Raw genomic sequence first — 22693 nt, forward strand, 5'->3', positions numbered from 1 at the left:
GCTGTAGAGCGGCATAAGAGGGGATTTTGCCGATACGTTTCTATGCCGCTTTTTTAAGAAGTTCCGGGGTGGGAAGGGGCTCTTCGAGGAGATCGGCATGCTTGCGAATCTCGATCCACTCCTGCTCGGGGATGCGCATGAAGGCCTCGACGAGGCGGGGCTCGAACTGCTGGCCGATCTCGCTGGCGATGATGGCGCGCGCGGTGGCGTAGTCGCGGCCCTTGCGGTAGGGGCGGTCGGAGAGGATGGCATCGAAGGTGTCGGCGATGGCGAAGATGCGCGCTGAGAGTGGGATCGCCTCGCCGCGAAGGCCATTTGGGTAGCCCTTGCCGTCCCAGCGCTCCTGGTGGGTGAGCACCAGCTCCCGCTCGCGATGCAGGTGGGGGATTCCCTGGAGCATCTCAAAGCCCAGCTGCGGGTGGCGCTGCATGACCCGGCGCTCGTCTTGGGTCAGAGGTCCTGGTTTGTTGAGGATGGCATCCGGGATACCGATCTTGCCGATATCGTGGAGGAGCGAGGCGCGGCGCAGGAAGCGTTGCTCCTCAAGCGGGAGGCCGATCTCCTGGGCCAGGCGCACCGTAAACTCCGAGACCCGCTGGGAGTGCCCCTCGGTCTCGTGGTCGCGCTGGTCGAGAGCAGTGGAGAGCACCTCCAGCGTGGCGTTGTAGCTGCTCTCAAGCTGCGTGTAGAGCAGGGCATTCTCCAGCGCGAGGGCGGCCACATCGGCAATAGCCCGGTAGAGCTCCAGGTCCGCGTGCTCAAAGACTGGGCTCTCTTGCTTATTGATCGCCTGCATCGCACCGATAACCGTGCCGCCGCGCACCAGAGGCACCGAGAGCAGAGAGTGGGTGACCCGCCCCGTGCGCTCATCGGCGAGGCGGCTATGGCGGATGTCGAGCTGGGCATCGTGGATCAGCAGGGACTGCTGGCGCATGATGGTCGCCCCCACAATTCCCTCGGTGAGGTGAAGCGAGAGGCCCTGGACCTGCTCCGCACCCGGCCCCGTGGCAAAGCGACAGGTGACCCGCTGGTTGAGGTGATCGGCCAGCCAGAGGGACTGCGCCTCGGCCCGAAGTGCGGCATTGACCTCAATAAAGAGTCGGGGAATCAGGTCCTCTAACCGGAGGGTCTGCTGGAGGTGGGCCCCGATATGATCCAGAAGGGCCCGGCGCTGCTCCGCGGCGTGCAGCGCCTTCTTCATCTGCTCGTTCTCGGTTCTGAGCCGCTCAAGCTCCTCGACGGTTAGGGACATACTTCCCCAATTATTGGAGATTTAATGATATTTCTAGAGGGATGGGGGCGCTATAATAAACCGATGAAGCGAATGTTTATGGGGACGCTGGTCTCCCCGGTGCTCTTGGGACTCGCCGCCGCCTCCCAGCCGCCCGCTGAGCTGGTGGCGCGGCATGAAAAAGAGGCAACTCCCCTGCTCAAGCAGTACTGCGTGAGCTGTCACTCGGGGGCGCAGCCCAGTGGCGGTGTCTCGCTCGACCCCGCCGATGTGGCCGGCATCCACAAGAACGCCGACAACTGGCGCAAGGGCCTGGCACGCCTCAAGGATAGGAGCATGCCCCCGCGGGGAAGCAGCCGCCCCAGCGAGCCCCAGCGCCAGGCCCTGATCGCGGACTTGACAGCGGTCCTGGACGCCGCCCCGGTGAAGGCCACGCCAGGGCACACGGTCCTGCGCCGCCTGAGCCGCCTGGAGTACAACAACACGGTCCGCGATCTCTTTGGCGTGACAACCAAGCCCGCCGACTCCTTCCCCGCGGATGGCGGTGGCGGCGGCGGCTTCGACAACAACGCCGACACGCTCTTTCTGCCGCCGGTCTTGCTGGAGCGCTACCTGGTCGCGGCGCAAGAGGTGATCGACGCTGCCCCGGCCGAGCGGCTCTTTCCGGTCAAGCCCAGCGCCAAGCTCCCCGCACGCGCGGCGGCCAAGCTCCTAATCGAGCGCCAGGCGTCGCGCGCCTTTCGCCGGCCCGTCCAGCCCGAGGAGACCGCCCGCCTGCTGCGCCTCTACGACTCCAAGACCAGCTACGAAGACGGTGTCAAGGCGGCGCTCAAGGCCGTTTTAATCTCCCCGAGCTTTCTCTTCCGGGTCGAGGAGGCACCGGTGAACACGGGCAATATCGCCCTCACGGACTACGAGCTCATCAGCCGCCTCTCGTATTTCTTGTGGTCGTCGATGCCCGATGACACGCTCTTTGCCCTCGCCCGCGAGAAGAAGCTACGCCAGCCTGGCGTGCTCACGGCGCAGGTGCGCCGCATGCTCCTAGATCCCAAGGCCCGGAGCTTCTACGATAGCTTTGTGAGCCAGTGGCTCCACACACGGGATTTAATGACGGGGATCGCCGCGCCGGACCGGGGCCGCTTCCCCCAGTTCGATACCGCCCTGCGCGATGCGATGTACCAGGAGCCGGTGCTCTTCTTTGAGAGCCTCTGCCGCGACAACGCCCCGCTCACCCAGCTCCTCTCTGCCGACTATACGTTTGTGAACGACAAGCTCGCCGCGCACTATGGGATGGAGCCGGTCTCCGGGGGCGGCTTCAAGCGGGTTCCGGTGGACACAGCAAGGCGCGGGGGGATCCTGACCATGGCGGCAACCCTGACGGTCTCCAGCTACCCCCAGCGGACCTCGCCGGTGCTCCGTGGCAAGTGGATTCTCTCCGAGGTGCTGGGGACCCCGCCGCCGCCCCCGCCGCCCGTGACCAAGACCCTGCCGCCCAGCGATAAAAAAGAGGGGGGCCTGACCTTCAAGCAGCGCCTGGAGAAGCACCGGGAGGAGCCCGCCTGCGCGGGGTGCCACGCGCGTATCGACCCGATGGGCTTTGGCCTGGAAAACTACGACCCGATCGGCCGCTGGCGGGATAAGATCGCCGACGATCCCGTGGACGCCAGCGCGAAGCTGCTCACGGGCGAGGAGTACCACAACCCGGCGGAGTTCAAGGCGCTGGTGGTCAAGCAGCAGGAGCAGTTCCTGCGCAACCTGGTGGAGAAGACCCTCGCCTACGCCCTGGGCCGCGGCCTGGAGCCCACCGACCAGCCCGCGGTGAAGAAGATTCTCGCCACCCTCAAGACCGAGGGCTACAAGTCCGAGACCCTCTTCCGCGAGGTCGTGCTCTCGCTGCCGTTTCAGTTCAAAGAGGGGAGATAGGCTGCCCTATTCGATAAGGCTACGAACGCATGAAAACAGAAAGCCCCACCGCCCAGGACTGGGTGGTGGGGCTTGCAGGGAGCGGAGCTCTTACTTGAGCTCGATGGTAGCGCCCTCGGCCTCGAACTGAGCCTTGAGCTTGTCTGCCTCGTCCTTGCTGACGCCGGTCTTAACAGCCTTGGGAGCGGTGTCGGCGATCTCCTTGGCTTCCTTGAGGCCAAGACCAGTGACATCACGGATGACCTTGATGACCTGGATCTTCTTGTCGCCGGGGCTCACCAGCACGACGTCGAACTCAGTCTTCTCGTCCTCGACGGGCGCGGCAGGGCCACCGGTTGCGGGGCCAGCGGCCACGACGGCGGAGACGCCAAACTCGGTCTGGAGGGCCTGAACGAGCTCGTTTACCTCGAGGATCGTCATGCTCTTCAGCTGCTCAATAAAATCTGCGGTATTGATAGCCATAATAGTTTCCTTTAAACGTAGTCGGGTTTAAGCCGGAGCTTAAGCTGCCTTCTGCTCTGCGATAGACGCAAGCGTCGCGGCAAGGCTGGTCAGGGGGGACTGGAAAGCCCCAAGGATCATCGCGTAGAGGGTGTCGCGCGGCGGGATCTTTGCCAGAGCATCGATCTTCGCGGCGTCCCAGTAGACTCCATCGACCACACCACCCTTGATCTTCAGGGGCGTGTTGCGGTTGCTGGCGATGTAGTCGCTGAGCACCTTGGCGGCTGCCAGGGAGTCCTTCGCAAAGACAACAGCCGTGGGGCCGTTGAGGGCTGCATCTAGGTCTGCATCTGCCGCGATAATGCCATCGGCTGCGCGCTTGAAGAGCGTGTTCTTCACGACAGAGAAGTCGCTCTCGCTATCGGCGGCGTTCAGCTTGGTGCGGATATCACCTACCTGGGGGACGCTCAAGCCACGGTACTCCGTCAGGATGACGGCGGAGCTACTCTTCAGCAGGTCGCTGATCTCCCCGACCACACCCGGCTTGGTACCAAGTTTCTTTTTAGGTTGTGCCATTTAAGTTTTCACCTCCTTTTGCGTAAAACACAAAACCCCCGACCGGAGGCAGTCGAGGGCGCACGAAGATATTAAGATGCTGTCATCTTCTCTACCTCGGCGGGCGGATTTCACTAAGAAACCCATTAAACGCAGATGCGTGCCGGCTGTCTCTGGTGGAAGTTATTGATTTCCAAGCGAGGAGTCTACCACGGCCATTGTGGGATTGCAAGCCTTTTTTAGGCCGCACGCCGGAGCGCTGGCGGTTCTGGGTCGACTGCCTGGGAGCAGAGCTCCGGACTCTCTAGCATGGCGGACTCAAATGCTGCAAAGATCTCGGGGTTGAAGTGCGTCCCGACCTGGCTTCGCATGAACTCCATCGCTCGGTCGTGTGACCAGGCAGCGCGGTAGGGACGATCCGATGTCAGAGCATCGTAGACATCCGCAACCGCGACAATACGCGCCATGAGCGGAATATTGTTGCCTGCGAGCTTATCGGGGTAGCCGCTCCCATCCCATTTTTCATGGTGGTGGCGTACGGCCTCGACGACCTCGGGCGGAAAGGGAACGGGCTGAAGGATGTCGCTTCCCAGTGCTGCGTGCTCTTTGATGAGCTCAAACTCCTCAGGAGTCAGCTTGCCTGGCTTATTGAGCACCGCCTCCGGAATGGCGATTTTACCGATATCGTGCAGTGCTGCGCCGACCTCAAGCGCGCGGAGCTTGTCCTCTGGGAGTGTTAGCTTTCGACCGATCGCCATCGACATCGCCACGACTCGGGCAATATGCTCTTGGGTGTAGCGATCTTTTGCCTCAATAGCACGCCCCATCGCCTGGACCATAGACGAGTAAAGGCTCTCTAGTTCCTGGAATCTACGCTCCCGTTCTTCATCACGCTCCCGATGGAGCTTTAGGTTGTGGAAGTAAAGTAATGGCTGTGGTAATACTGCTAGTAGTAGCGCTACGACACTGAAATGCCCTTTTTGGATATTAAATATAATCCAGGCTAGCATTGTTATGAAACAACCCGCTGCTAGATAGGTTGGCATTACCCAAAGTGTATTATTCCTGAAAAAACTGAATGATTTTTTACTTGTCCATCCCATTGATAGTGATATCGCTATAGTAAAAAATACACTGTTAATGATATGGTGAAACAAAACGCTTATTAGGATATAGATAACAGAAAATATTGATCCTGACATGTTTGAGAATGAATTATCAGTAAAAATATACCTTGTTGGGGTGCCGTTGATATCTAGTGCGTTAAAGAACTTATATGTTATGTAGCTTGTTAAAGATACATTTGAGAAATTAAATATAGTTTTATGGGTGTCTTCTTTTTTTATATTTGCATTAATCATTGTTGATATGCCTGTGATAATGCCGATAAATGGGCCGTATACAAGCAGTGAGAGAATTGTAGCGATGAAGCCTAAAGAAATATTTGCGGATTGGTGTTTATTTTGTTTGGAGAAGAGTGGTACTTTGAGATTGCCTGAATAGATTCCAACAACAACAAGTAGGAATAGTAATGGGATCTCTTGAGTGGTAATCGGATGGTGGCGGTAGGCGTCCGTCACTGCGCCCACAGCGAGGAGGGTGAGAAGGGCGATATATGCAGTTGCTGATTTTGGAAGACGCTCAGCCATATCTATGGTGATTATCGGGTGAATGAAGGCGAGATTATAGGGTAGTGTTTGTGTGTTTTATGCAACAAGTCGCAGGGGGGGACGACGGGTGTTTTCGGTATCTTCTTCTGGAGGCGGGAGGGGCTGAAGCCGCTCTTGGGCAAGCCGGTGGCTGAGGAGCTCCAAGAGCTCAGGGGCGATGAGGCCATCCTCAGGAAGCGAGACACTGGCAATCCAAGGGTGAAGGCGGAGAAAGAAGGCGGCCCCATCTGGTGCAAGGATACGGTAGCCGCGGACGGCCTGCCGCAGGTTCTGGGCGACAGTGGCGAGGTCGCTGGCCTGGGTTCCTGGAAGAATGATCTGGAAGTTGCCTGGCCCTTCAGGGCGGAGGATGTCCGTAGCACGTAGCGTCCCCCGTAAGACCAGCTCAAGCTCCTCCTGTGTTTGTGCCACACGCTCCGGACCGATGGCCGTAACCACTCCCTTCCAATCGGCGATCTCCACTTGGAGAATACTGAGGGCTTGTCCCAGTTCCTGGGCCCGGAAACACTCGCGCTCCAGGAACGAAGCCGGGTTGCTCGTGGTGCGACGGAGCCCCGAGAGGAGGCGCGCTGCCGCAACCACGGTGGTGGCATAGACCTGGGCACTTTGCTCTGCCGAGAGGGCAGAGGGCTTCTGGAACCATTTCATATCTCTTTATCATTGGCAAGAAAAATCAATCTGTCTAGGTATAATCGTCGGGAATGTCCCAAGCACGCGCCCATGCCCACCGTGTCCTGCAGGAAGAAGCAGAGGCACTCTTACTGATCGCCCAGCGCCTCGATGCGACTTTTGATACGGTTGTTGAGCAGCTGGTCTCCTCCACGGGACGAGTGGTGGTCTCGGGGATGGGCAAGAGCGGCCATGTGGGACGCAAGATCGCCGCGACCCTGGCGTCCACGGGAACACCCGCGCTCTTTCTCCACCCTGCTGAGGCGATGCACGGCGATCTGGGGATGGCGGCACCGGGCGATACGGCGCTGGTTCTCTCCAACTCAGGGGAGTCCGACGAGCTACGGGCGCTGCTGCCGGCTCTCAAGCGCCGGGTCTCGTGCCTGATTGCGATGACAGGTCGCCGTGAGTCGACGCTAGGACGGGCCGCCGACTTTATCCTCGATACCAGTGTTCCCCGTGAGGCCTGCCCCATGAACCTCGCCCCGACCACCTCGACCACGGCGATGCTGGCACTCGGGGATGCCCTGGCGGTGGCGGTGATGGAGGCGCGCGGCTTTCGCTCCGAGGACTACGCGCGGCTCCATCCTGCGGGCTCGCTGGGGCGGCGGCTCCTGCTGAAGGTCTCGGACTTGATGCGGAGCGGCGATGAGCTTGCGGTCGTGCCGGAGAGTGTCACGGTCCACGATGCCATGACCGCCATCACACGGGCACGCGCCGGGCTGGCCTGTGTGGTAGATGGCCAAGGGCGGCTCGTGGGGGTGCTCTCCGATGGCGACTCACGGCGCTTCTTTGTCCAGATCGGCCCCGAGGCCTGGGACCGGCCCGTCACCGAGGCGATGACCCAAAATCCACGGCTGATCGAGGGGGATCCCCTGGCCGCTGAGGCGATGGAGAGCTTTGAGAGCGGCCCACTACGCTTTGGGGACATGCCGATTGTTGATAGCGAAGGCCGGCCTGTGGGGGTGCTGACCCTCAAGGACCTCGTCCGTGCGGGAATTCTTCCACCAAGTAGTCGCGATGAATGACGATCTTACGGCGCGGTTGGCGCGCATTCGCTTGCTGGCACTTGATGTCGATGGCACCCTGACCGATGGGGGAATCTACTTTGGGGCCAATGGGGAGGAGCTTAAACGCTTTCATACCCAGGATGGTCTGGGCATTGTCTTGGCGCGTGGGGTGGGGCTCCAGGTTGCCTGGGTGACGGGGCGAGACTCGAGCATTGTCTGGCGGCGCTCGCAGGAGCTGGCGACCCCGCGCCATCTGGTGATGCAGGGAGTCAAAGACAAGGTCAAGGCGCTGGAGTTCTTGGCGCGGGAGACCCAGGTCTCGCTGAGCGAGGTGGCCTTTATGGGCGATGACCTCAACGACCTCCCCGCGATGAGCGAGGCGGAGGTGGCGCTCTGCCCTGCGGATGCGGCCTCGCACGTGCTCCGCGCCGCAGACTGGGTCGCGAGTCGGCGGGGGGGAGAGGGCGCGGTGCGTGAGGCAATCGAGCTGATCCTCACGGCGCGTGGGGACTACGACCGTGCGGTGGCGCTCTATCTGGAAAAGCTAGCACCCGGGCAGTAAACCATGGAAAAACAAGGCACAGATGAGCAGCGGCGGCGGGGGCGGCGACCCGTGGATGCCCGTGCGCGTCGGGAGCGGGTGGAGAAGGCGATCCAGGAGCTAGAGAGCCTCAACCTACCCTTTACCATGCAGGATGTCGCGGACCGTGCGGATGTCTCGCGGGCGACTCTCTACCGGGATGCGGCACTCCGCGACCTTGTCGGCTCGCGGGGCGATGGCCCGAAGGTGCGCCCGGCAGACTCCCGCTCCGTGGCACAGCTCGAAGAGGAGCGCAAGGGGCTTCTCTCGGAGCGGCGTGCCCTGCGGCGTGAGCTCGACGAGACTAAGAAGCGTGTCAATGAGCTCCTGGAGCGCTGTGCAGCCCTAGAGCGTGAGCAGCGGGAGCGTCCTGCCGCCCCCGAGCAGCCCAGCCAGAGTGAGTCCGAGAAGATTCGTGCCCAGGCCTACGCCGATGGATTTGCGGCGGGAACGCGGGCCGCGATGCAGCGGGGTGGGACTCGTCCGGGCGTGGTGAGTACCGGTGGGCTCTCCAGCGCTGCGGCGCGTCTTCCCCGGGCCTCAGTGCTCTCGGCGCGGCGTACTCTGGCCCGTGCGCTCCACCCCGATTTGTTTGCACAAGACCCTGCCACGCAGCTTCTTGCAACTGAAATCCTCAAGCAATTGAACAGTCTTGCCGATAAATAAACTCGAATACGTTTTTTTATCGGAGGATTGTTGTTATCGTACGTTTTATTTCAACGGAAGTGCAAGTGATTGCTGCCGTTTTACTTACAGGAGTTGGTGTTCTGTTTGGTGGAGCGGTCTATTCGAAAAATAGTGCACCGCGGTCGCGGAGAGTGCCTGTCGTGCGCCCCCGTGCAGCTTCGCAGCGTATGTCCCCGCCACGACGGCGCTGGGATAGCTCTCTGGGGAGTCACCCCAGCCGAGGAAGCTACCGTCGCTGCCTCACGGTCACGGCCACAGCCTACCAGCCCATCGACGACCCCATCGAGGGGGGGCGCTGGACCAAGACGGAGCGTGATGGACGTGCGGTCCACGGTGTCGCCGTGGACCCCAAGATTGTCCCTTTGGGAACACGTCTCTGGATTCCGGGGTATGGCCATGCGATCGCCGACGACATTGGAGGAGCGATTAAAGGCCACCGGATTGATCTACGAATGCAGAGTGCAGACAACATGCGGCGCTGGGGTGTCCGCCGTGTGCAGCTCTATGTCTTGGATTAGTTAGACTCGTGAGTGCGGATGCAGTCGAGGAAATAGAGTGAGGCGCGGTTAGAAATCGAGTAATAGACGCAATTACCACGTCGCTCTGCGGATAGGATTCCGCTATCGCGCATAATTTTTAGCTGTTGGCTGACAATGGCTTGTTGCGCTCCCTCGGATGCATCCACAATTTCAGTCACTCTTTGAGGTGAACCTGATTTTTCAAGAAAATCTAGGATTCTAAGGCGTAAAGGATGAGATAGGACTCGAATTGTTGGCGCAATGCGCTCAAGGGTGGGCATGTCTAAGGTATAGTTTGTCATGGATTTATTGTTTAGATTGGTAATCGGCTTCGTCATAATGTTTGTACCGGGCATATGACGGCCTATAGGATTAGATGTGTTCCACTATATTTTGTGAAAAAATACACTCTTTATTGTATCCTGTTGCAGGAACTTTCCAAGACGCTCTCTCGACAAATGAAGATTCTCCGGGCGCATGTCGCGCTGGGCGGCGATATTGCTAATGGCACGAAGCTCACAGACCGGAATCTGCCAGTGGTGGCCCAGCTGTGCCAGGGCGGCACCCTCCATGGTCTCAAAGTGCGCCGAGAAAAGCTCGCGGCGCTGTGCCCCTTGTGTGTCGGTGCCCGTGCAGGTCTGCACCGTGCAACCGCGTCCTTGAGGGAGCCCTAGCGCTGTAGGGATGTGGAGCGCAAGGGGCTCGGCATAGAACGCGCCAAAGGGGCTGTCTTGGATCGGGCGGAAGTGGGGAGGCTCGGGGAGGGCGAAGCCGACATCGCCCCAGACCTCGCTCTCCCCCACCACAAGGTCCCCAATGGCCAGGCCACTCCCCGGATAGGCCCCAGCGATTCCGATATTGACGATCAGATCGACAGCGGGGCGCTCTAGGAGAGCCATAAAGGTTGCGGGCGCTCCCACGCCCGTGACACGGAGGGAGACCCCGTCTTCAGGCTCCCCCCAAGCCGAGAGCTCCCACTCGGTCGCCGCGCAGACAAGCAGGCGCATGGGCTAGACAGGCTCGATGCGAACGGGGCCAAACGCGGCGTTGCCAACGGTAGCCTGAAGTCCGATCGCGCCACTTGCCTGGCTCGCGGGGATCGTCCCCTCCAGGAGCTGTACCACCAACCCGTCCTCGACCGAGGCGGTGATCCGGCCATCGCTGTGGACACTCAAGGCGAGGCGGTAGGGATGGTCGTACTGCCACTGGATACTGGCATCGGAGAGAACCGCGGTCTGCTCGTCCTGGGTCCAGATCAGCCGTGCGGCACCGTCGGGGGAGAGCACCAGCGCGACATGCCGGCGGAGGCCGCGGACCGCTGCCATGAGGCCGATCCCATCCGCGAGGTGAGCCTGCGCGAGGGTATGGACACTGTAGTCGCTCCAGTCCGAGCTGCCTTGGAAGACATAGCCGGTTCCCTCGTTCTGGATCAGTCGATGCGGGAAGGAGTCGTTGCGTGCGCTAAAGTGCTCGGCGGCATCGACCCAGGCGCGCTTCCAGGCCGTCCCTTCACCGGGGCCAAGTGTGACCTCAGGAATCCCCGTCCAGCCCAGCCAGTCCAGGTAGAGCGCACCATCCCCGCTGTTTCCTCCGATCTTAACCCCGACCTCCGCGATGGGACCGTCCACATCGGGGAGCTGCCAGGAGAGGTTGCCAAAGTCGCCGGGGTCCAGGGCCGAGAGAGGGCCGCGGAGGGTCTCCAGGGTGTCGTTCTTGCCGTAGTAGCGGACGTAGAGCCGAACCGCCGCAGGGCGTGTGTTGGTCTCGTCGGCGACCACGCGGGCGCGCACGAGCTGGCCAGGGTAGAGCCGTGGGGAGGCGATCAGGCTGTAGCCGGGCATGCTGAGGGCATCGGGCGGGGTAAAGGTCGCGGTCGCCACCCGCGCGGTTCGCCCCGGTCCCACACCCGTGTACGAGATCTTCAGTGCGCGCTCGTCATTGGCCACCCCTGCGCCTTCCGCAAGCGAGCCTAGCACGACATTCTCCAGCCGAACCGTCCCGCGCGACTCGGTGGAGTCCTCGGGGACAAAGCCTTGCACACTCCCCGGAAGGGCGAAGTGGTACTGCATCCCATTGTTGGGCATGAGCGGGCGCATCCCCTGCATGGCGCGCGCAGTATTGACGATCTGGTAGGTCACGGTGCCGGCATCGGTGATCGCCCGGCCCCCATCGGCGGTAGGGAGGTACATACGGTCCGCAACGGGGGTGCGGAAGTCGGCACCACGGTTGATACCCACCAGCCCATTCTTAATGCCTAGGATGCAGCCCACGTTGCCGCTGTTGCAGTCTGTGTCCCAGCCGGCCGTGTTGGCGATCATCAGCGACTTTTGGAAGTCATCGTCGCCGTAGAGTAGCGCCAGGATAATCACAGCATGGTTGGGAACCATGTGGCACCCGCCCCCAAACTTGTCGTAGCCGTAGGTCTCCTCGATCTTGCGCAGGGTCGTCCGCCAGTCCCGGGGCTCGTCGGCGTGCCACCCGCGGATATCGTGGATAAGCTTCCAGATCACCGAGGCGCGAGGGATGTAGGTGACGGCCTGGTCTAGCAGACGGTTCAGGCTGCTCTCGGTGAAGGCCAGAGCCTCCATCGCCGCGATCACCTGCGCGCCGTAGATCGCCTCACCATCGTGGGAGACACTGGCCGCACGCTGGGCCAGCCCCGCCGCTTTATCCGGGTCGCCGGGGCAGAGCATCGCCCAGCCGTCGATAAAGATCTGTGCCCCGATCTGCTCGGCCACGACCTGCCCGTTCATCTCGATACTGCCCGAGGCGGGCGGCATGACACCGTGCTTGAGGCGCAGGTAGGCCGTGTGCTCGGTGCTGACCCCCATGCCCCCCCACCAGAGCACGGTCCGCTTCTCGATTAAATAGTTCAGCCAGGTCTTACCGACTTGCTCCGCCGTGATGTCGTAGGGGTTGTTGTGGTCGGGGAAGGCGCGCGGGAAGGTAAAGGTCCCCGAGATGTCGTCGTCGGTGACGATCAAGGGCTTGCCAAGCTTGTCGTGGACGTAGTACCAGACCTCACCTAGCTCTTTCTCTATCTGGGCATTGCTCCAGCCCTCAAAAGGCCGCCCCAGATAGACACCAATGATCTTGCCGAGCACACCCGCATAGACGCGCTCCTCGTAGTCGGTAGGCAGGGAAAACATGAAGTGATTTTACCTTAATTTCTCCTTTACTTCTGGTGCTTTAGCACTTCCTGGTAGTGCCGCGATAGAGTGGGTGATGCGGATAGAAAAAACTGCCGAGGACGACGAAGAAGAAGCACGCGACGTTCCCGATGAATTTGATGCGTTTGATGAGCTCGACGACGACGAGCCCGAGGGGTTTGAGCGCTTTCACGACACCCGTGTGACCTCGAAGGCGAAGAAGAAGCACGCCGAGATGGCCAAGGCGCTGGCTGCCGACGAGGGCAATGTGCTCTTTGAGACGACCTACAAGCCCAGCCGCCACGAGGCCACCTGGCTCTACGGGTCGCTGCGGCCGTTCTTCGAGGAGCAAAAGCTGATCGACGATGTCTTCTTCCAGGTCAAGGGCGGCAAGGAGGCGAGTGTCTACTGCTGCCATGTCCACCCCGATGCTCAGGCGGCGCTGGGAGCCGAGCTGGTGGCGGCCAAGGTCTACCGCCCCCGGCAGTTCCGCAACCTGAGAAACGATGCGCTGTACCGCCAGGGTCGCGCGATCCTCACCGACGATGGCAGGGAGGCGAAGGCCACCGACACGCGCCTGATGCGGGCACTGGGCAAGAAGACCGAGTTTGGGCAGCAGGTCCAGCACTCCAGCTGGCTGCTCTACGAGTACACCACCCTCCAAGCCCTCTTCACCGCCGGCTGCGCGGTCCCCGAGCCCTACGCCGTGGGGGAGAATGCGATTTTAATGGGCTATGTCGGGGAAGAGACCCGCGCGGCCTCGACCTTGATCGAGCTGGTCCTGCCCCGCGCCGAGGCGCAAAAAGTCTTCGATCAGCTCAAAGAGAGCCTGGCGATCCTGGTGGGAATGGGCCTGGTCCACGGCGACCTCTCCGCCTACAATGTCCTCTACGACGGCGACAAGCCGACGATTATTGACCTGCCGCAGGTGGTGCGCTTCGACCAGAACGAGCACGCCGAGGCGATCTTTCTGCGGGATCTCACTCGCCTCTGTGACTACTTCCGCCGCGCCGGGGTGGTCTGCGATCCCGAGGCACTTGCACGGGAGCTACGGCAGGCCCCCTGACCCCCACAAGTGGGGGTTAGGGGGCCTTTTTCCGGGGCTGGAGCGCGGCGAAGCACTCCCGCAGGAAGGCGAGGAGCCCCCCGAGAACCGCACCGTGGAGGGTGGAGATGAGAACCACGGTCAAGAGACCCGGCGCCGGGCCGACCGCGATCAGGTTGTAGAGCAGGTCGATAATAAAAAAGGCGATCCCGCTGTAGAGCGCCGCGAGGCGTGGCGACCACTTCCGCAGAAAGACAAACGCGCCGATAGGCAGGCAGGCATTGATCACTAGTGGGGACTGTGCGGCCGGGGGAGCGTTGAGGCGCAGGAAGGCGCAGATCACCTCCAGAAGCCAGGGGCTCAGAAAGATCGCCAGGCTCATTCCCAGCGCGACCCGTGCGGCCTTGGGACGGCCCGCCGCGGAGCAGAATCCCGTGATCGCCCCGAGCAGGGCATAGAGGAGCCAGGCATTCTCCTGCCCGATCCGCATCTCCGGGTTCTGGAAGCGCGCCAGCGTGGTCATCACCGCCGCTCCGATCGTCCCCGCCGCGACTCCGCCAAGCCAAGAGACAGCCGACTGGGCCGGAGTCTCCTTCTGGATTGCCGTCTCCGCGGTGATCGTCTCTTCCTCACGGACTGCTTGGCGCTGCATAGAGGAAAAGTATCGCAGAAATAGCCCCTCCGCAACTCTGGGGAGGCACTAAGGCAACTCTCGCACTTTGGCGGTGGCAGTCGTGGAGGGGCTTGGTACAATGAGCAAATGCCACGTAAGGCCAAGAAGAACCTCGAAATTCCCCCGCTGGGGCTTGATTTACTTGATGAGGAGCTGCTCCAGGACGAGGAGACGTTCCTGGATGAGCTCGATGGAGGCTGGGAAGGGGAGAGCGTCCCCCATGTCCTGCCCCTGATTCCCATCCGCGATAGTGTCTACTTTCCCGGCATGATCTTCCCCCTCACCCTCGGGCGTGACTGCTCCGTGCGGGCGGTGGAGGTGGCGCAGGAGGGGCGGCCCCGCATGGTCGCCCTGATCACCCAGCGCGATCTCCAGGTGGAGGATCCCCAGCCCGACGACCTCTACGAGATGGGGATCGCGGCGGAGGTGATGCAGTTCACCCGAATCCCCGATGGCATGGTGCGCGTCTTGCTTGAGGCCGGGCCACGTGTCCAGGTGCGCCGCTACCTCCAGACCGACCCCTACATGCGGATCGAGGTGGAGTCCCTGCCCCAGCCCGGCGAGCCCCCGACCCCCCATGTCGAGGCGCTCACCCGGACGGTCACCGCGCAGTTTGAGCGCTTGGTCACTGAGGCGAAGGGAATTCCCCCCGAGGCACTGGTCAACGTCCTCTCGGTCGAGGAACCGGGCCGCCTCGCCGACACGATCATCCCCTACCTCGCGCTCCGGGTCGAGCAGAAACAGAGCCTGCTGGAGACACTCTCGGTCGAGGAGCGCCTGGAGAAGCTGGCGACAGTCCTCAATGAAGAGAGCGCGATCCTAGAGATCCAGAAAGACATCCGCTCCCGAGTCGAGAAGGAGATGGGCGACCACCAGCGCGAGTTCTTCCTGCGCGAGCAGCTCAAGGCGATCCAGTCCGAGCTTGGGGAGGCCGACGACCGCGCTAGCGAGCTGGCTGAGTACCGCCAGAAGATTGTCGCCGCCAAGATGCCCGAGGAGATCGAGACCCGCGCCCTGAAGGAGCTCGATCGCTTTGAGAAGACCCCGCTGGTCAGCCCCGAGGCGGGCGTGCTGCGCAACTACCTCGATCTGATGGTCGCCATGCCCTGGAGCACGCTCACCGACGACCGCTTGGATATCGCGGAGGCGGAGCGGATCCTGGATGAGGATCACTACGGCCTGCCCAAGGTGAAGGAGCGCATCCTGGAGTTCCTGGCCGTGCGCAAGCTCGCGGGGGAGAAGCTCAAGGCGCCCATTCTTTGTTTTGTCGGGCCGCCCGGTGTGGGCAAGACCAGCCTTGGCCGCTCGGTGGCGCGGGCACTGGGGCGCAAGTTCGCCCGCCTCTCGCTGGGCGGGGTCCGCGATGAGGCCGAGATTCGGGGGCACCGGCGCACCTATGTGGGCGCGATGCCGGGGCGCATCTTGCAGGCGATTCGGCAGGCGGGCAGCCGCAACCCGGTGATTGTCCTGGACGAGCTCGATAAGCTGGGCAACGATTTTAGAGGCGATCCCAGCTCGGCGCTCCTGGAGGCGCTCGACCCGGAGCAGAATAAAGAGTTCTCCGACCACTACTTAGAGGTGCCTTTTGACCTGTCTCAGGCACTCTTTATCGCCACGGCAAACCTGCTGGACACGATCCCACCCGCCTTGCGCGACCGGCTTGAGGTGATCCCGTTCTCGGGCTATATCGAGGCGGAGAAGCTGGCGATCGCCCAGACCCATCTCCTGCCCCGCCAGCGCGAGAGCCATGGCCTCACCGACGAAAACTTCACCCTCGACGAGGCGGCGCTCCGAAGCCTGATCCGGGAGTACACCCGTGAGGCGGGCGTGCGTAGCCTGCACCGGGAGATCGGCTCGCTCTGCCGGAAGGCGGCACGAAAGCTGGCCAGCGACGAGACCCAGGTCGTTGCGGTGCAGGCGGAGACTCTTGAAGGGCTGCTCGGGAAGCCGCGCTTCGACTGGGGCAAGATGGAGGAGACCGACGAGGTCGGGGCCGCTACGGGGCTGGTCTACACCGAGGCCGGCGGCGACACGGTGACGATCGAGGTCCTGCCCACCCGCGGCGAGGGCAAGCTCACCCTGACCGGCCAGCTCGGGGAGGTGATGCGCGAGTCCGCCCAGACCGCCTGGACCTTTGTCCGCTCCCGCCTAGAGACCCTGGGGATCGCCGAGGATGCCGACAAGGGCAAAGATATCCATGTCCATGTCCCCGCGGGTGCGGTGCCGAAAGATGGGCCGTCGGCAGGGGTGACCATGGCGGTCGCGCTGGCCTCTGCGATCTCGGGGCGCGCCGTGCGCTGCGATGTGGCGATGACGGGCGAGATCACGCTCCGGGGCAAGGTGCTTCCGGTGGGAGGGATCAAGGAGAAGGTCCTGGCCGCACACCGCTCAGGTGTGCGCACGGTGCTCCTGCCCGCCGAGAACGAGGCCGATCTGGACGATCTCCCGGCCGATGTGCGTGCGGAGCTGACCTTTGTCTTCCTGCGCCACGCCGACGATGCCCTGAAAGTGGCGCTGCGTGAGTAAAGAAAAAGGCGGAGTCGTGGTAAGATGAAGGGCATGGTTTTCCCCCACTGTCTGGAGGCCTGCTAGCCATGGCCTCCCACAAATCCGCCTCCATTCCCATTCCCGATGAAAACGTGGTTGTCCTCGATTTCGGGGCCCAGTACACCCAGCTGATCGCCCGGCGTGTGCGCGAGTGCAAGGTCTACTGTGAGATCCTGCCCTGCGAGACCCCGCTCGCCGAGATCCAGAAGCGCAAGCCCATCGGGATTATCTTCTCCGGTGGCCCCTCCAGCTGCTACGAGCCCGGCGCACCCGAGGTCGATATGGCGATCTACGAGCTGGGGATTCCGATCCTGGGAATCTGCTACGGCATGCAGCTGATGAGCCGCCAGCTCGGGGGGAAGGTGCGTGCCGGAACCCAGCGCGAGTACGGCAAGACCGCGCTCGATGTCACCGACGGCAGCGATCTCTTCAAGGGGCTCAACCGGGAGCTGATCTGCTGGATGAGCCACGGCGACACGGTCGAGGCACCGCCGCCCGGCTTTAAGATCACCGCCGTGACCGCCTCCACCCCCGTGGCCGCGATGGCCGACACGGCGCGTAAGTTCTTCGCGGTCCAGTTCCACCCCGAGGTGGTCCACACGCCCTGGGGCACGGAGATTATTCGCAACTTCCTCTACGAGTTCTGCGCTGCTAAGGGCGAGTGGACCATGGCATCGTTTGTCCGTGAGGCCACTGAGGCGATCCGCCAGCAGGTCGGGGACAAGAAGGTGGTCTGTGGCCTCTCCGGGGGCGTGGACTCCGTGGTCGCCGCCGCGCTGGTGCACCGCGCGATTGGCGATCAGCTAACCTGTATCTTTGTCAATACGGGGATGATGCGCAAGGACGAAGGCACCCAAGTACGGGAGAACTTTGCCCGTGCGTTCAATATCAACCTGGTCTACGCCGACGAGAAATCGCGCTTCTTGGACAAGCTCAAGGGCGTGATCGAGCCGGAGCAGAAGCGCAAGATTATCGGCAATGAGTTTGTGGCGGTCTTCGACGAGGTGGCCCAGACAATCGAGGGCGCGGAGTTTCTGGCACAGGGGACGCTCTACCCCGATGTGATCGAGTCCGGGAGCGGCAAGGCGCACACGATCAAGACCCACCACAATGTCGGGGGGCTGCCCGAGTACATGAAGCTCAAGCTGGTCGAGCCGCTGCGCTACCTCTTCAAAGACGAGGTCCGTAAAGTGGGCGAGGAGCTAGGGGTCCCCACCGAGATGGTCTGGCGGCAGCCGTTTCCTGGCCCCGGCCTCGGGATTCGCGTCCTCGGTGAGGTCACCCGCGAGAAGATCGATATCCTCCGTGAGGCCGATGCGATTGTGGTCGAGGAGATCAAGAAGGCCGGCCTCTACCGGCGCGTCTGGCAGAGCTTCGCTGTCCTCCCCGACACCAAGTCCGTGGGGGTCATGGGTGATAAGCGCACCTACGAGTACCCGATTGTCCTGCGCGCCGTGAGCAGTGAAGACGCCATGACTGCGGACTGGGCACGCCTGCCCTACGAGCTCCTGGAAAAAATCTCCAGTCGCATTGTCGGAGAGGTCGAAGGGGTCAACCGGGTGGTCTACGACATCACCAGCAAGCCCCCCGGCACTATCGAGTGGGAGTAGGCCGACGGTCCCACGGATTGCGATCATTATTGTCTGCTACAACGGGGTAGCGGACACAATTGAGTGCCTTCAGTCGGTGCGGGGGCTGACGTACCCTAATTTCTTTACCATTGTGGTGGACAATGCGAGCGCCGATGGGACCGCTCCGGCTGTCGCGGCGCAGTTTCCCGAGGTGACACTGGTGGTCAACCCTGAGAACACGGGCTTCACGGGGGGAAACCAGACCGGGGTGCGTGTGGCGATCCAGCAGGAGGCGGACTTTCTCTTTCTGCTCAACCCCGACACAACAGTCGAGCCCGCGCTCTTGGAGAAGCTTCTCGCGGCTTGGCAGGCCATGCCGGGCCTGGGCGCGATTGGCCCCGTGATGCTCTACTACGACCAGCCGGAGACAATCTGGTCGGCGGGGGGGAGCATAGACGGGCGCGGCCAAGTAACACAGCGACGGCAGGGGGAGCCGCTTCCCCCGAGCCAGGGCTTTGAGCCCTGTGACTATGTCTCGGGCTGTGGGCTCTTGTTCTCGCGGGAGGTCTTTGAGCGGGTGGGCTTCTTCGATGAGCGCTTCTTCCTCTACTACGAAGAGTCCGACCTCTGCCAGCGCATCCTAGCCGCAGGCTATGCGGTGGGAACAGCACTCTCCGCGCGGCTCTGGCACAAGGTGAGCCGCTCCACGGGGAAGGACTCGCCCCTGACACTCTACTACATGCGGCGCAACCAGCTGCTCTACCTGAAAAAACACGGGACACGCGCCGGACTCATCGCGGCACTCGCAGACTCCCTGCGGCTCTGGGCGGTCTGGACGGTAAAGCGTAACCCCAAGCGGACGATCCTCCAGCGCGCGCTCCTGGATTTTCGCCGGGGCCGCTTCGGACGCGCCAACGGGATATAATTCAACGTGGCCCGGCTCCATCTCTTCCATACCAACGACTTTCACGGCAAGCTCACCGATGAGAAAGCGGCGATTCTCAAAGCCCATATCGAGCGCCTCGCGGCAGGAGAGCCGTATGTGCTCCTCGATGCCGGCGATGCTGTCTCCGCAGGAAACCTGGGCTTCAACCCTTTAGGCGAGCCGCTTCTCGCCCGCATGAGCGCCCTCGGCTACGATGCCATGACCATGGGCAACCGCGAGACCCACCCGAGCCTTGCCGTGGTGCGGACGAAGCTTAGCAAGGCGGGTTTCCCCGTGCTCTGCGCCAATGGCTACGCGAAAAATGCCGCGGGGAACGTCCCGTTTCTGCCGTCCGTACTGCTAGAGCGGGGAGGGAGGCGCATCGGAGTCTTCGGGGTGACCGTCCCGATGGCGACCCCGCAGAAAGTGGACGCCGCGCTCTGGGACAACCTCTTTGCGCCGCCAATAGAAACGGCCAAACAGCTTGCTGCCGAGCTGCGGCCCCAGTGCGACCTGCTGATCGCCCTGACCCATATCGGGATCGCCCAGGACCGCAAGCTCGCCGAGGCCGTGCCGGAGCTGGACCTGCTGATCGGTGGGCACACCCATGTGGTCCTGGAGCAGCCCGAGGTGGTAAACGGTGTGCCGATTGTCCAGGCCGGGAGCCACGCGCGCTACCTGGGCCATGTTATCTTTGAAGACGGAAACGTCACTGGAGAGCTGATTTCGCTATGAGCCGACGCTATGTCGAGACGACCTTGACCTGCTGTGTGTGTGGGACCCGTGCCGCGACCGCGTGGCGGCGGGCAGGCGACCATATCCACGGAGGGCCGCGTGAGTTCCATGCCGTGGAGTGCGCCCGCTGTGGGACCGTCCGCCTCGATCCCCGCCCGAGCCCCGAGGAGATGGGCAAGCACTACACGCCGCTGACCTATGCCCGCGCCGAGGACGATGCCACGAGCGGGCTCGCGGAGCGCCTCGACGAGTACAACCGCCGCATGGCCGAGCGCACTCTCGCTACTATCCCCGAGAGCACCCCGCGCCGCGCCCTCGATGTGGGCTGCGGCGATGGGCGTTTTCTCGCCCAGCTCGCCGAGCGGGGCTGGAGTGTCGAGGGGCTGGAGACCGATCCGGTCGCCGCCGAGCTCGCGCGCAAGCGCACCGGCGGCACGATCCACGAGGCACCTCTGGAGGAGATCACCCTCCCCGAAAGTGCCTTTGGGCTGATCTCGATCTTACACGTCCTGGAGCACGTCCCCGAGCCACGCGAGACCCTGACAGCGGCCTGGAACGCTCTCGCGCCGGGAGGGACCCTCTTGATCGCTGTCCCCAATGTCAACTGCCTGGAAGCGCGGCTCTTCCGCTCGTGCTGGTACCCGCTGGACCTGCCCCGCCACTACTGGGGCTTTGCACCGCGCACCCTCACCCGCCTCACCGAGACCTGCGGCTTCGAGGTGCAGCGCATCCGCCACTTCCCGTTTCTCTTTGGGATTCAGAGCGTCCGCTACAGCCTCAAGGCGATCTCAGGCAAGCCCATCGGCGAGGAAGAGGGCAGTGCAGGACCACGCCGTGAGGGGGGCAAGCTCCGCACAAAGGCCTTCCTCAGCCTCCTCACCGCCTCCGAGCGCCTCGGCCACGAGATGTCGGGTGAGGTCATGGAGCTCCTGGCGGTCAAGCGATGATCGGGATTTTATTTCTCGTCCTGCTGGCGGCGCTGGCGTTTGGGATCGGGGCGTTTTTCCTGCGTGGACTTCCTACCCAGGGACTTCTGGAGCGCAAGGCCTTTGCCCTGCCGCTGGGGATGGGAGTGCTCGCCTACACGATTCTGGCGCTGGGGCTTCTAGGGCAGGCAAAGGCCGTCCCCTTGACAGCGGGGGTGGTGCTGGTTGGCCTGCCGCTGGCGTTTCTGGGCTACCGGAGCCTTCCTCGCCGAGAGAAGACCGAGGAGCAGTCGGCGGGGGCGCTGGGGATTGGCGTGGCGCTGGTCTTGGGGCTCTGTGGGCTGATCACGCTGGTGGGCGCGCTGAACCCTCCGGGGGAGCTGGAGTGGGACTCGCTCTCGTACCATCTTGCCGCGCCCAAGCGCTTTCTCCAAGAGGGGCGAATCTACTACATCCCCGACGACCACCATAGCAACTTCCCCTTTACCCTCCAGATGCTCTATCTCTGGATGCTCTCGCTGGGCTCGGTGAGTGGGGCGAAGCTCTGTCACTGGCTCTGTGGAGTGCTCCTGACGATCTCGGTCTACACCTGTGGCGTGCGGTATTTCCATAAAGCCGTCGGACAGGTCGCCGCAGTGATGGTTGCGACCACCCCGATCTTGCTCTGGGAGTCCACGACCGCCTATATCGACCTCGCGCTTGCCCTCTTCTCGTTCCTGAGCTTCTACGCCGCTCTCAACCTCAGGGAGGATCGGCGCTGGCTGCTGGTCTCGGCGGCGCTGATGGGGCTCGCGCTGGGAACCAAGTCCACGGCGCTGGTCTTCTGGGGCATGGGGGCAGGGGGGCTTCTTGTGGCGCGTGTGCCGCTGACGCGCGTGCTGCTCTGGGCGGGGGTGGCGCTGGCGGTTGGGCTGCCCTGGTACCTAAAGACCTTCCTCTACACAGGCGACCCGGTCTATCCCTTTGGCTGGAAGCTCTTCCACGGACGCTACTGGAACGACGCGGCGGCGCTGGGCTACGCCAAAGATCAGGTGGCATTTGGGCTTGGAAAAGACCCCCTGCACCTGCTCCTGGCACCGTGGAACGTCACCCTGGAGGCAGGGCTGATCTCGCAAGTGCGTCCCTTTATCTTTACCGAGTATGTCGATCGTGGCCTGGGGCTCTCACCGGTCTATTTGGCGGTGGGGATGGCCCTACCGCTGCTGGTGCGTCGCTGGGACCGCACCGCGGTTGCCTGCCTGCTCTGGGGGCTGGGCATCTCCGCGACGTGGTTCTTCATGATGCAGCAGACCCGCTACCTGATTCCCGCGCTGCCCGCCTTTGCGCTGGTCTGTGCCTGGGGACTGGCACAGGCAGGGAAGCTCGCGCAACGGGCGGGCGGGGCGCTCGTGGCTCTGGCGGCGCTCTGGGGGCTGTACGTGGCGCTCACCCAGCTCCTGGCTCCGGCTCCCCTCAAGGCGCTGGAGGCTGCCGAGACCTGGATCAACACCAACGCCCCCAAAGATGCCAAGGTGGTGCTCTTCGACGAGACCCGTGGCTTCTGGCTGGAGCGGCCCTATATCTGGGGACAGCCCAACCACGCCCCCGGCCTGCTCCCCTACGACTCCTACCCCGATGTCGATGCCTTTTTGGCGGATTTCAAGCGTCGCGGCTATACCTACTTGCTCCAGAACACGCTCTTTACGAGCCTGGTCAAGCACGAAGACCCGGTCTGGTCCAAGTGGCGGACACTGCTGGCGCAGGCAGTGGAGCAGGGCAAGATCGAGCTGGTGCAGAGCATCGGGCAGAACAACCCGATTGTGATCTACCGAATTCCCTAAAACAAACAAAAGACGCCG

20 protein-coding genes, 2 pseudogenes and 1 other annotated feature are annotated in these 22693 nt (G+C 62.6%); of the genes and pseudogenes, 12 read left to right on the top strand and 10 right to left on the bottom strand.

The features are described 5' to 3' along the window. Positions 1 to 40 precede the first annotated feature (40 nt). On the bottom strand, positions 41 to 1252 hold the full coding sequence (locus tag HNQ39_RS10485; RefSeq protein WP_184195077.1) for an HD-GYP domain-containing protein: 1212 nt from the start codon (positions 1250 to 1252) through the stop codon (positions 41 to 43). A 63-nt stretch (positions 1253 to 1315) separates the two neighbouring features. Here HNQ39_RS10485 and HNQ39_RS10490 point away from each other — a divergent pair, with 63 nt between their 5' ends. Beyond that, positions 1316 to 3154 (top strand): DUF1592 domain-containing protein, encoded by a 1839-nt coding sequence (locus HNQ39_RS10490; RefSeq protein ID WP_184195080.1) that lies wholly within the window; start codon positions 1316 to 1318, stop codon positions 3152 to 3154. A 90-nt stretch (positions 3155 to 3244) separates the two neighbouring features. Here the strand turns inward: HNQ39_RS10490 and rplL are convergent, their stop codons facing one another. From rplL to HNQ39_RS10510, 5 genes and pseudogenes are all read right to left on the bottom strand, one after another. Then, a complete protein-coding gene (gene rplL, locus HNQ39_RS10495; protein WP_184195083.1) occupies positions 3245 to 3616 on the bottom strand; it encodes a 50S ribosomal protein L7/L12 in 372 nt (123 codons plus the stop codon). 39 nt (positions 3617 to 3655) lie between these two features. Continuing rightward, on the bottom strand, positions 3656 to 4171 hold the full coding sequence (gene rplJ / locus HNQ39_RS10500) for a 50S ribosomal protein L10 (protein ID WP_184195086.1): 516 nt from the start codon (positions 4169 to 4171) through the stop codon (positions 3656 to 3658). 20 nt (positions 4172 to 4191) lie between these two features. Beyond that, positions 4192 to 4345 (bottom strand) — a sequence feature (ribosomal protein L10 leader region). 44 nt (positions 4346 to 4389) lie between these two features. After that, a complete protein-coding gene (locus HNQ39_RS10505; RefSeq protein WP_184195089.1) occupies positions 4390 to 4989 on the bottom strand; it encodes an HD-GYP domain-containing protein in 600 nt (199 codons plus the stop codon). A 246-nt stretch (positions 4990 to 5235) separates the two neighbouring features. Continuing rightward, positions 5236 to 5799 (bottom strand): annotated as a pseudogene (locus HNQ39_RS30795) (hypothetical protein); the annotation flags it as partial. Positions 5800 to 5856: 57 nt separating this feature from the next. Continuing rightward, a complete protein-coding gene (locus HNQ39_RS10510; protein ID WP_184195092.1) occupies positions 5857 to 6468 on the bottom strand; it encodes a nucleotidyl cyclase domain-containing protein in 612 nt (203 codons plus the stop codon). A 53-nt stretch (positions 6469 to 6521) separates the two neighbouring features. On the opposite strand from HNQ39_RS10510, the gene HNQ39_RS10515 reads away from it, so the two are divergent. The 4 genes from HNQ39_RS10515 (at position 6522) to HNQ39_RS30270 (ending at position 9284) form a co-directional block, all read left to right on the top strand. After that, positions 6522 to 7517 carry a KpsF/GutQ family sugar-phosphate isomerase gene (locus tag HNQ39_RS10515; protein WP_184195095.1) on the top strand — a complete coding sequence of 332 codons (996 nt, stop codon included), beginning with the start codon at positions 6522 to 6524 and terminating at the stop codon, positions 7515 to 7517. Further along, the gene (locus HNQ39_RS10520) at positions 7510 to 8061 is read left to right on the top strand and encodes a KdsC family phosphatase (RefSeq protein WP_184195097.1); all 552 of its coding nucleotides are present in this window, start codon (positions 7510 to 7512) and stop codon (positions 8059 to 8061) included. Before HNQ39_RS10515 ends, HNQ39_RS10520 begins: the two co-directional genes overlap by 8 nt. A gap of 3 nt (positions 8062 to 8064) precedes the next feature. Next, complete coding sequence (locus HNQ39_RS10525) at positions 8065 to 8745, top strand: hypothetical protein (protein ID WP_184195100.1); 681 nt, start codon at positions 8065 to 8067, stop codon at positions 8743 to 8745. Positions 8746 to 8906: 161 nt separating this feature from the next. Continuing rightward, entirely contained in the window at positions 8907 to 9284 is a 378-nt protein-coding gene (locus tag HNQ39_RS30270) for a 3D domain-containing protein (RefSeq protein WP_343075961.1), read from the top strand. On the opposite strand, the gene HNQ39_RS10535 is transcribed toward HNQ39_RS30270, so the two are convergent. The 3 genes and pseudogenes from HNQ39_RS10535 to HNQ39_RS30800 form a co-directional block, all read right to left on the bottom strand. Beyond that, positions 9281 to 9586, bottom strand: a complete 306-nt coding sequence (locus HNQ39_RS10535; RefSeq protein WP_184195103.1) for an ArsR/SmtB family transcription factor — start codon at positions 9584 to 9586, stop codon at positions 9281 to 9283. The two genes, HNQ39_RS30270 and HNQ39_RS10535, sit on opposite strands and share 4 nt — an antisense overlap. A gap of 84 nt (positions 9587 to 9670) precedes the next feature. After that, positions 9671 to 10291, bottom strand: a complete 621-nt coding sequence (locus HNQ39_RS10540) for a phosphorylase family protein (protein WP_184195106.1) — start codon at positions 10289 to 10291, stop codon at positions 9671 to 9673. Between the two features lie 1230 nt (positions 10292 to 11521). Next, a pseudogene (locus HNQ39_RS30800) lies at positions 11522 to 12433 on the bottom strand (ADP-ribosylglycohydrolase family protein); the annotation flags it as partial. Positions 12434 to 12509: 76 nt separating this feature from the next. Between HNQ39_RS30800 and HNQ39_RS10550 the strand changes: the two are divergent. Next, a complete protein-coding gene (locus tag HNQ39_RS10550; protein ID WP_184195113.1) occupies positions 12510 to 13499 on the top strand; it encodes an RIO1 family regulatory kinase/ATPase domain-containing protein in 990 nt (329 codons plus the stop codon). A 16-nt stretch (positions 13500 to 13515) separates the two neighbouring features. On the opposite strand, the gene HNQ39_RS10555 is transcribed toward HNQ39_RS10550, so the two are convergent. Next, complete coding sequence (locus HNQ39_RS10555) at positions 13516 to 14130, bottom strand: hypothetical protein (RefSeq protein WP_184195116.1); 615 nt, start codon at positions 14128 to 14130, stop codon at positions 13516 to 13518. Between the two features lie 108 nt (positions 14131 to 14238). Between HNQ39_RS10555 and lon the strand changes: the two genes are divergently transcribed. The 6 genes from lon (at position 14239) to HNQ39_RS10585 (ending at position 22675) form a co-directional block, all read left to right on the top strand. Further along, a complete protein-coding gene (lon, locus tag HNQ39_RS10560) occupies positions 14239 to 16677 on the top strand; it encodes an endopeptidase La (RefSeq protein WP_184195119.1) in 2439 nt (812 codons plus the stop codon). A 68-nt stretch (positions 16678 to 16745) separates the two neighbouring features. Continuing rightward, complete coding sequence (gene guaA / locus HNQ39_RS10565; RefSeq protein WP_184195122.1) at positions 16746 to 18308, top strand: glutamine-hydrolyzing GMP synthase; 1563 nt, start codon at positions 16746 to 16748, stop codon at positions 18306 to 18308. Beyond that, complete coding sequence (locus HNQ39_RS10570) at positions 18229 to 19194, top strand: glycosyltransferase family 2 protein (protein ID WP_184195125.1); 966 nt, start codon at positions 18229 to 18231, stop codon at positions 19192 to 19194. The genes guaA and HNQ39_RS10570 overlap by 80 nt, the downstream gene beginning before the upstream one ends. A 6-nt stretch (positions 19195 to 19200) precedes the next feature. Beyond that, a complete protein-coding gene (locus tag HNQ39_RS10575; RefSeq protein ID WP_184195128.1) occupies positions 19201 to 19929 on the top strand; it encodes a metallophosphoesterase in 729 nt (242 codons plus the stop codon). Continuing rightward, a complete protein-coding gene (locus tag HNQ39_RS10580; protein ID WP_184195130.1) occupies positions 19926 to 20876 on the top strand; it encodes a class I SAM-dependent methyltransferase in 951 nt (316 codons plus the stop codon). Before HNQ39_RS10575 ends, HNQ39_RS10580 begins: the two co-directional genes overlap by 4 nt. Beyond that, entirely contained in the window at positions 20873 to 22675 is a 1803-nt protein-coding gene (locus tag HNQ39_RS10585; protein WP_184195133.1) for a glycosyltransferase family 39 protein, read from the top strand. The genes HNQ39_RS10580 and HNQ39_RS10585 overlap by 4 nt, the downstream gene beginning before the upstream one ends. The last annotated feature ends 18 nt before the right edge of the window (positions 22676 to 22693 follow it).

It is taken from the genome of Armatimonas rosea (assembly GCF_014202505.1).
Classification (GTDB): Bacteria; Armatimonadota; Armatimonadia; order Armatimonadales; family Armatimonadaceae; genus Armatimonas; species Armatimonas rosea.

What these genes read in the sequence shown, in the direction of transcription:
- HNQ39_RS10485 (WP_184195077.1), bottom strand. Translation starts at nt 1,252, where the DNA reads ATGTCCCTAACCGTCGAGGAGCTTGAGCGGCTCAGAACCGAGAACGAG.
- HNQ39_RS10490 (WP_184195080.1), top strand. Translation starts at nt 1,316, where the DNA reads ATGAAGCGAATGTTTATGGGGACGCTGGTCTCCCCGGTGCTCTTGGGA.
- rplL (WP_184195083.1), bottom strand. Translation starts at nt 3,616, where the DNA reads ATGGCTATCAATACCGCAGATTTTATTGAGCAGCTGAAGAGCATGACG.
- rplJ (WP_184195086.1), bottom strand. Translation starts at nt 4,171, where the DNA reads ATGGCACAACCTAAAAAGAAACTTGGTACCAAGCCGGGTGTGGTCGGG.
- HNQ39_RS10505 (WP_184195089.1), bottom strand. Translation starts at nt 4,989, where the DNA reads ATGGTCCAGGCGATGGGGCGTGCTATTGAGGCAAAAGATCGCTACACC.
- HNQ39_RS10510 (WP_184195092.1), bottom strand. Translation starts at nt 6,468, where the DNA reads ATGAAATGGTTCCAGAAGCCCTCTGCCCTCTCGGCAGAGCAAAGTGCC.
- HNQ39_RS10515 (WP_184195095.1), top strand. Translation starts at nt 6,522, where the DNA reads ATGTCCCAAGCACGCGCCCATGCCCACCGTGTCCTGCAGGAAGAAGCA.
- HNQ39_RS10520 (WP_184195097.1), top strand. Translation starts at nt 7,510, where the DNA reads ATGAATGACGATCTTACGGCGCGGTTGGCGCGCATTCGCTTGCTGGCA.
- HNQ39_RS10525 (WP_184195100.1), top strand. Translation starts at nt 8,065, where the DNA reads ATGGAAAAACAAGGCACAGATGAGCAGCGGCGGCGGGGGCGGCGACCC.
- HNQ39_RS10535 (WP_184195103.1), bottom strand. Translation starts at nt 9,586, where the DNA reads ATGACAAACTATACCTTAGACATGCCCACCCTTGAGCGCATTGCGCCA.
- HNQ39_RS10540 (WP_184195106.1), bottom strand. Translation starts at nt 10,291, where the DNA reads ATGCGCCTGCTTGTCTGCGCGGCGACCGAGTGGGAGCTCTCGGCTTGG.
- HNQ39_RS10550 (WP_184195113.1), top strand. Translation starts at nt 12,510, where the DNA reads ATGCGGATAGAAAAAACTGCCGAGGACGACGAAGAAGAAGCACGCGAC.
- HNQ39_RS10555 (WP_184195116.1), bottom strand. Translation starts at nt 14,130, where the DNA reads ATGCAGCGCCAAGCAGTCCGTGAGGAAGAGACGATCACCGCGGAGACG.
- lon (WP_184195119.1), top strand. Translation starts at nt 14,239, where the DNA reads ATGCCACGTAAGGCCAAGAAGAACCTCGAAATTCCCCCGCTGGGGCTT.
- guaA (WP_184195122.1), top strand. Translation starts at nt 16,746, where the DNA reads ATGGCCTCCCACAAATCCGCCTCCATTCCCATTCCCGATGAAAACGTG.
- HNQ39_RS10580 (WP_184195130.1), top strand. Translation starts at nt 19,926, where the DNA reads ATGAGCCGACGCTATGTCGAGACGACCTTGACCTGCTGTGTGTGTGGG.
- HNQ39_RS10585 (WP_184195133.1), top strand. Translation starts at nt 20,873, where the DNA reads ATGATCGGGATTTTATTTCTCGTCCTGCTGGCGGCGCTGGCGTTTGGG.